Genomic DNA, 8,555 nt, shown 5'->3' with positions numbered 1-8,555 from the left:
CCAACCTTATGAATCAACTTCTGACCCTTCTCCTCCGGACTCATCTTTTGGTCTAAACCGATAGATATGGCATCAGCACCATTACTAGTAATCCAGTCATTAGCGTAATTACGAGTCCAGGGGTTATTTAATTTGCTGGCTGTTTTTCCTGTTTCTTTTGCTAAATCTGATGAAGCAGTCATCCCTTGGTTCGCACCACCACCAACTGCACCAAATACAAAACCACCAGTAAACCCCATGCCAAAAGCCGATAGTTGGTCTGTACCATTCCAATTATCAGTTGTTGCGGCATATTTCACCGAAGAAGATGTACCATCTTTTACGCCTTCTTGGAGCCCGCTGCCTATTACCTTAGCACCAAGTTCATCAACGCCGCCTTCGAAGGTTTTACCGTAGAGTTTGTTACCAACCCAATTACTCGCCCCATTAATAAACTTACTATTCCTGAACGCAGAGACAAGCTTGGTGTTTCCTATACGGGCAATACCAGCGTTGATTTTATCCGATGCTTTCACACCCATTTGTACAACACGAGAGATTTTACCCGCTTTCTCTGCCGTTGCTAGGCCCTTTGCCACAGTAGCGCCCTTCGCAAAAATACCGCCGACTACACCACCGGCACCACCGGCAAGACCGCCAATCAGAGCATCTCGACCAACAGCGCCCCAATCAACATTCTTACCTTCCATCTTCTGGGTAATCACCGACATACCGCCACTCATCAAGGCGCCCGAGGCAGCACCCAGCAGCACCATACCCAACGGTCCCGTCGCCACGGCAGCAACCGTCAGCGCAAGACCTGCTGCTACCATAATCGCACCAGCGGCCCATTCGCCAACATTGCGTACACCTTGCCAGAACTTATCGTATTGTTCCTGGGAGTACTTCTGGAACTCATCCGGCGACATCGGTTTCAGACCCCACGGGTCCATTAGCCCTACCGGGTTGTTCCCGCAGAACGCATATACATCCGCGAAGAAACCAGTACCCGGCACCTGAGCCAACGGGTCCGTCGAGAGGAAACGCTTCGAGACGCCATCAAAGACGCGGGCACCCATCACATCCAAACCGGCAACACGCACAGACCCGGCACCGGTAAACGAGAACCCGGCAGGAAGTATAGATTCCCACACACCGCTATCATCCGCACTCGAGGTACGGGGAAGACCGGGAATATTCATCCCTTGAGCATCCGGTGCAGAACCCAGCATGGGCGGCACAGCCCACGGGTCAAAACCACCCGCAATACCAACCTGGGAGAAACCGCCGTCAGACCCGGGAGCAGGCATGCCGCCAGCACCTAAGATCTGTGGCATAGCAGCATCCGGATCCCACAACAATGGCACCGAAACACCATTAACCCCGGCTACCTGGGCAAGTTCACCAGTCACATCAGTCACCATACGAACCCGTGATGCAGCTTCACCGCCGTGAGCAGTCACATACGTATCCGTTACCGAGGCCAACCCGGAGTACGCACCCCAAGCGTACTCACGAACCTGCTGTACGCCCCTGTCATCGGTAATAATCTCACGAGTACGTTCACCAGCGGCATTGTACTCATACGTGGTCACTGTCGTGAACGTATGCTCCGCTGTATGGTCGGCTGCAATAATTTCGGTGAGTTGGTTCAAACGGTTATACGCAAACGAACGTTCACCCGACAGCACCCGCGAAGGCTCCTCAGATTCGCCCGTGCCACCAGAATGACGCCAAGTGCGCTCAGAAACCATGAGCCCAGCCTCAAACACCCATTCAAACTCCAGATCACCAGAACGAGAACCCGTCAACTGGCCGGCAGCATCATAGGTATACACCACCAGCCCATCGGCAGAATCCAAGCCCACAATACGACCCTGCTCATCACGAATAACCTCGGTACGCTCAACCGAATCCGCCTTCGCTGTGTTCTCGCGCGAGTACGAGCACACCAGACCGGACTCACTATCAAACTCCCAGCGCGAGAGAATGTCGCCTAACTGGGCACGGATCAGCCTGCCCATCGCATCGTAGGAATACTGCGCCGCCGGGCTCTCACGGTGAGCATCTTGATCAGCGCGTGACATACTCACCACGCGACCAGCACCATCGTGGGCAATCGCAGTCTCACCGTACGGGGTCACCATGCGCGTACGGTAACCGTCGGCATCGTACCCCAACGTGAGTGTGTACGCGCCCGTGTTCGTGAAAGTATTCAACACCTGAACCTGCGCATCTACATCCGCCGTGCCAGAGCACGGACCCGCAGTATCGGTTATCACGCCCGAACGTGAACGCTCCATCAGCAAACCGCGTGCATCATACACAAACCGATGCTGTACAAACGCATCCTCAGACGCGCCAGCTTCAAGGGCCTGAGCACTAGCGTAATCGCGCACCCACACGGTACGACCCTGATCCTCGACCCCAAACTCGGCAGCCTTCACACCATCAACACACGTATGCGCCAGGCGGCCACCAGCAGCGTAATCATAAGTATGCGTATACTCGCGTACACCATCATGAGCACGAATCAGACGACCGGCAGCATCATAGGCGTACTCCTGCACCGACTCATCATCCGTGCCCGCAGCCTTGATAACACGCACCAGACGATCTAGCGCATCGTACTCATAGTCGGTCACCTGGCCGGCAGCATCGACAACGCGGCAAACCTGCCCGGTTGCGGTATACGAGAAATGCGTACGGAACCCCAAACCATCCGTTGCCCGGATAATCTGACCGGCAGCATCGTACTTAAACCTTCGCTGCCCAAAAGAACTATCGCGCACACCAATTAAGCGACCGCACAAATCGTACTCGTACGATGCCACACGCGCACCGGCTTCCACACCGGCCACTCGACCACACACGTCATACGTGATCTTCTCAACCGTACCGTCAGGGTTAATACGCTTAATAATCTGCGAAGCGGCATCATACTCCAGGCGAGTTATCGCCCAAGCAAGAAGGCTCAACAACCCGCGAAACCCCCTCTTCATCGGTGTAACGCTCAGGAGCATCCAGCCCAACGGCATGAGAGATCACCCGCCCGGCCCCATCATAGTCGTAGGTCTCGATACGGCCTTCAGCAGAAATTACCCGCAGCACACGCCCGGCACCATCACGTTCACAACGGGTCAGACCACCGGCGGCGTCAAGAATCTCAACCGGGCGACCCGCAACATCATAAGTGATGAACTCGCTTTCGACATCGGCCTTCTTCGCAGAAGACCCACCCCGGGCACGTTTCTGCTCAGACGTAACCCGACCGAAAATATCCGTGTGAATGAACGAGGACGAGAACGCATCCGCGATCTCCTCAATACCGCGCTGACGATCTACCCTGCGTTTAATTTCAACGCCGGTCGCATCCGTCACCGACGACAACTCGCCGTTCAAATCATAGGAATACCGGGTGGCAGCACCGCTCGGGTCAGTAGCCTCAACCAACTGAGACAAACCATCATAAACGTAATTCCATACGGCACCGCTGGCGGTAGTGAGGCCAACAAGGTTACCCCATGTGTCAAAAGTTCCTTCGGTCGTATGACCTAGCGGGTTGGTGACACTAGCGATTTCTCCGCCTGCATTGTAGGTAAACCGGATGGTAGCACCGTAGGGATCCGTTACCGAAGTAGGAAGATTTCCACAACCCCCAGACGTATTGGTGCTGTTACGTACCAGCGAGGGAAGGGATTCTACGGCAAACTCGGGGTACGCAAAAGTCCAGCGGGCACCATCTGCGTTTTCGATACTTGCAAGCGCACCTGAAGAATTGTACGTCGCCGTACCGCGACGACCAAGCGGATCTATAACCCCAATAACACGTCCGTGGTCATCACGTATCAAGGTTGTAGTATTACCCGCACCGTTTGTCACGAGGACGAGATCACCGTAAGCATCGTACTCGAAGGTTGTGGATACACCCGTTGGCTCAGTGACTCGGGTAAGAAGACCCCTATCGTCCCAGTCATAAAGCGTCTGAGCACCGTCTGCGTCAATCACAGCGCTTGGGTTTGGGTTCACCGAATCCGCATATTCATAGCTCACGGTCATTGGCGTACCCAGATTGCGGGGATCACGTGCATCCCGCACAGATACGCCGGTTATGCGATCGTGTTCATCCCACCCGTAGGTGTAGTCGGTACCCTCGGGAGTACGTTCACGCTTCAGCCTGCCTCGGTTATCGAATACGCGCGCAGTCCTAGAACCATCGCGCTCAGTAATACCCACACGGTTTCCGAAAGAATCGTACCGCATGGTCTGTCGGCTGCCGTCGGTGGCGGTGATTCCGATCAAGCGTCCCTTAGAATCGCTTGTCCAGAGGTTAGAGTTATCCCCTGTTTCAGCATCCGCCACAATAGTAACCAAGCTCGGGGTATAGGTGTACGAAACTTCGCGCCCATACTCGGTGAGCTGGTGAACTACCCGGCCCAGCTCATCGTAGGTGTTGGTAACCTCTACAATCCCATTGGCGTTGATAACCTCACGGATAAGTCCAGCATCCGTGTGAGTATACGAACGGACACCCGCATTTGTTGCCACACTCGTCAGATACTCACCCTCATACGAATATTCGGCAGCCATTAGCGGCGTATCAGCTTCGGCGCCAGTCGTGTTGTAAGTATAAGCACTAATCGGGCGATGCTCGGGAGCCTCAGTGCTTTGACCTAGCTCTTCGTAGTCCACACGAATCCCGCGCTGGGATCCTGGATGCACCAGATCTGTCACCCGCCCCTGCGCGTCGCGGAATGCGACCACAGTATTTGATGGGTGCCCATCAGTAGCACTCACCCAATCCCCAGAAGCGCTGAACCCAAAGGATTCGTGAGCATTATTCATCACGATCCAATAGAAGGGTTCCTGCATGAAAGCTTGAACTGCGGATTCATCTAAGCCACGAGAATTCTTGAGCTGTCGCTGTGTTTCACGCTGCAAGGCTTCGATACGCGCATACGCATCAGAGCCCAGTTCTGCCTTTGTCAGCCACCATGCTTCCCCAGAGGCACGCGCGAATCCTTCACCTTCACGCGCGAACGTGAGGATGCGCCCATCGGCGGTAAACCATGATGCTTTGTCAGCATCAAACTCAAGACGCTGATCCAGAGTAGAGGACCATCCGATGCCAAAAACACCCGAAGGAATATCTTGCGAGTTAGTCACAGCCAAGCTGTTATACATACGTTTCAGGTTCAGATTACGCGCAAAAGTTCCCGGGAAAGAAAGGTCGGTTTCAGGCTCAATGAAGTTACCCGTTGCCACGTTTACCGGATCATTTGCGAAGCCGGAAGTAGGGATTTCGCCCGTGACCTGAGCGGGATGAACCTCGATTTTCTGAACCTGAGGAGCACCAGTTCCACGCTCCTGCATACGCTGATCCAGATACGCATTCGAGACGGTTTTGATGTTACCGGTGCCAGACCCAGCATCCCTAAAATCCTGGGCAACTCCAGAAACCCAGGTATTGACCTGGTTGCTCTGTTGAAGCCACCCCGCCATGCTGTTGATTGTTTCGCTGATATCGAGCGACCCGTGATGGCACGAACTTGTGTAGGTGTTTAGCGCATTCGTAATGTCGGTATGCTTGAGCCCTGCTTCGTTGTCGTAGGATACACAGGCAGTATTGTAGCCGTCGAGGTTCTCTGGAATAGCAGAGGAAGTGCCGCCGGATGCATCAGGGGCGCCAGCATTGACATCGCGCTGCGGGGCAGAGCCGGGCTCAGCAGGTTTCGACGGGTTGGGAGCATAATCGGGACGGTGTTTGTTGAGAACAACACCATCCCAAGTTTGCTGCAAACCGTTGCGGTTCTCCCACTCCCGGGCTTTCTTACGGTTTTCGTTTTCAACATGAGCGCACTCTTTGATGTAATCTACCAGCTTCGCGCCATAACGGAGCATCGTCACAACGTTGGCGGAGTTATTGGCAAGTTGTACGTGGCACATATGAAAGTCGTGGGCGTATTTGCCCTCAAATTTATCTCGTGCAGTATCAAAAAGACCGTCTCGCCCGCCCTGCTGGGTTTCGATAGTGTCTGCGGCAGAATTCAGCGCATTTCTGAGGTTATCGGATGCCCCATCATCAAACTGAACGTCAGGCATAGCGCGCGGCTTATCAGCCGTGCCGATACTCATATTGTCGTCAACAGAGCTTTGCGGAGGATCAACATGCTTGAGCTCAGGCATAGGCGCCGGCTTACCGCCCAAAGAACTTGGTGAACCGCTGTTTTCAGGGGCGATAGGTTCAGGGCGGACGTGCGGCATAGCTGCTCCTTGTGTGGTTGTAGTTATATCAACGTAGATATAGTTAATGTTTGTGAGTGTCACAGAACACTGTATAGGATATATTTACCCTAACCTTCACATAAGGGTTAGTCAAGGATATTCGTCATGAACAGTACATTTAGGCGCGGCATGTCGGGCTGCTTCGTGTGTGAGGCGGTTGCCGAATCATGCATATACGGGAACGGACATGCACCGGTCGAGTACAACCAACCTGACCTTTAAGGGGTGATGTTTAGATTTCTACCTCCGGCTGTGTAGGCGCTGTACTCACTCACGGGAAGTCCTGGCTTAAGGGTCGAAATCATAAGTTATTGGTAGGAATAATAGGGATAAAGAGTATAAGGGGCCTTGGAGAGTAACAGCAATGGGAAACTATATTTATTATTCCCTCATCTTTAGTGGCATCGTTATCTGTAGTTACCTCTCGTATCGAAGCGAGAAAAAACAAAAGAACTACTATCAGAAAATAACCTCAGCGTATGCCATGGGCTGGGGTGCCACACCGTCCTCGCATCGTGTGCCAAGAACACCCGACAAGGCAGGAGAAGACTCGTCTGCTGAGGGAAGTGCTGCGCATGAGAACGAGCGCTCTGATACTTTGGGAGAAACTCCTGAATCTGTTCCTGCTAGGGATGTCGAGGGGTTTGTGGAGAGTTTTACGAATATTGTTCAGAGGCGGCCTTTGTTATTCCCTATTGCAGGATGGGCCATGATGATAACAATCATATTTTTTGTAGGCTATATTATTCTAGCTTTTATTGCGAGAAGGCCTTCGGAAGAATAAAAACACGACTCTACGATAGGTATTTGAGAAACTTAAGGAAAGAAATGATTCAGGTTCTTGGGGTAGGAAGCCTCGCTCTTTTCGGCATATCGTGTATATTTCTACTATATGCTCAGCGGAACTGGAATTATCGGAATTTGAAATACCCGTACCGGGGCACAAAAGATAAGTTCCAAGGAATTCTTGCTAATATTATACTTTTGCTATCGTCTATCCCTGTTATCATTCTTTCACTCATAGGAATTTATATCCCAGAATACCCTGGGACAGTTATATTTTTACCAGCGATGAATGTAGGGTGGTACTCTGGTGTTTATTATTACCTGAGTCGAAAGAATTTCTACCTGTGGACCACCCCGGAAGGGTTTTCATGGTCGAACACATGGGGTAAAAAATATCAAGCAACCTACCGAAACATTCATAAATATCGGTATTACGCCCGTGAGGGAGATCTGACCTGGATGGTACTCAAAACACAGCACGGTACATTACGCTTCGATCCCAAACTCACTAATGCCGGTCTTTTGATACCTCAGCTTGCCTTCCGTCTCACAACAGGGTATTGGGCTCAGCATGATCACTCAGACGATCAAGACAAAATCCAATGTTTTTATGACGATCTAGAGGAAACACAGGACCTTGTAATGTCTTACTCTGGTCTTACCTTCAAGAGTGAGGAAAGAATATAGCAGAAGGTGCATTCTCAGGGGATGCTCTCATCTCTGTAAAATTCTTTTTAGATAAACAGGATGACCCTCATAATAATAAGATTAATAAAAACATTCTGGTAAGGAGGCGATAATAGTGACAGATATTATCAGGCTTATGATACCTCTTGTTGCTGCAGTACTACCTTCGCTGGGGGTATTGATAGCTTCTAAATTTGTTACTACTAAAATAAACTATTATAAGCTTGAAGATGTGGTGACATATCGCCTTAAAATAGTGCATAAAATTGCTGCTGTTATATCATATATATTTTTTGTCTTTATAGTATATATCTATATAACTCTTTATTTGTATGCTGGACTGGAATTTGTGACCGTATGGCCGATATGGACCCCTTTGGTAATATATATCATGATTATTATACATATTTTTCGTAATTATAGATATTCATATATCACTATTGATGATGAAGGTATTACATATAAGGTTTTTATGGGCAGAAAGAAATATATTCCTTATATGAATATTGCAGAGTACAATCTTAAGCCTTACCAGGATCGTTTTATTTTACGTAGCAGTACAGGCCAAAAAGTCGTGGTACGTCCTGTTGGAATGTCTTTGCAACAGCTCCTGTTCTATGTTTCTTTCCGTGTCACTGAGGGTCGTTGGCCTCGTCTGGATTCAAGTATTGATCGCAAAGCTCTAGAAGACTCGCTTGGTTCTAATTCTGGTGTTCTATACCTGCTGGAATATCCGTGCGAGAAGATAGAGTAGTACATGCACCCGCTAGTCCACTAGTCCTTAAGGAGAAGGGTCAGAAGTTGATTCATAAGGTTGG

Annotated in this window: 5 protein-coding genes; 3 read left to right on the top strand and 2 right to left on the bottom strand. The window is 50.8% G+C overall.

The features are described from left to right. Together HMPREF2554_RS04100 and HMPREF2554_RS04095 are read right to left on the bottom strand one after the other, a co-directional pair. On the bottom strand, positions 1–2,957 hold a 2,957-nt coding region (locus HMPREF2554_RS04100), incomplete at its 3' end, for an RHS repeat-associated core domain-containing protein (RefSeq protein WP_305793969.1). Next, positions 2,917–6,243, bottom strand: a complete 3,327-nt coding sequence (locus HMPREF2554_RS04095; protein WP_049775422.1) for a DUF6531 domain-containing protein — start codon at positions 6,241–6,243, stop codon at positions 2,917–2,919. The genes HMPREF2554_RS04095 and HMPREF2554_RS04100, both read right to left, overlap by 41 nt. 385 nt (positions 6,244–6,628) lie before the next feature. Here HMPREF2554_RS04095 and HMPREF2554_RS04090 point away from each other — a divergent pair, with 385 nt between their 5' ends. From HMPREF2554_RS04090 to HMPREF2554_RS04080, 3 genes are all read left to right on the top strand, one after another. Then, a complete protein-coding gene (locus tag HMPREF2554_RS04090; RefSeq protein ID WP_070554110.1) occupies positions 6,629–7,048 on the top strand; it encodes a hypothetical protein in 420 nt (139 codons plus the stop codon). Positions 7,049–7,092: 44 nt separating this feature from the next. Continuing rightward, positions 7,093–7,737, top strand: a complete 645-nt coding sequence (locus tag HMPREF2554_RS04085; protein ID WP_013397930.1) for a hypothetical protein — start codon at positions 7,093–7,095, stop codon at positions 7,735–7,737. 115 nt (positions 7,738–7,852) lie between these two features. Beyond that, positions 7,853–8,491, top strand: coding sequence for a hypothetical protein (locus HMPREF2554_RS04080; protein WP_115333536.1), 639 nt, complete (start codon positions 7,853–7,855; stop codon positions 8,489–8,491). The last annotated feature ends 64 nt before the right edge of the window (positions 8,492–8,555 follow it).

The organism is Rothia sp. HMSC071F11, assembly GCF_001809115.1.
In the GTDB taxonomy this organism is placed as follows: domain Bacteria; phylum Actinomycetota; class Actinomycetes; order Actinomycetales; family Micrococcaceae; genus Rothia; species Rothia dentocariosa.
The sequence above is the reverse complement of the archived record's forward strand: the minus strand, read 5'-3'. Positions and strand labels throughout refer to the sequence as shown.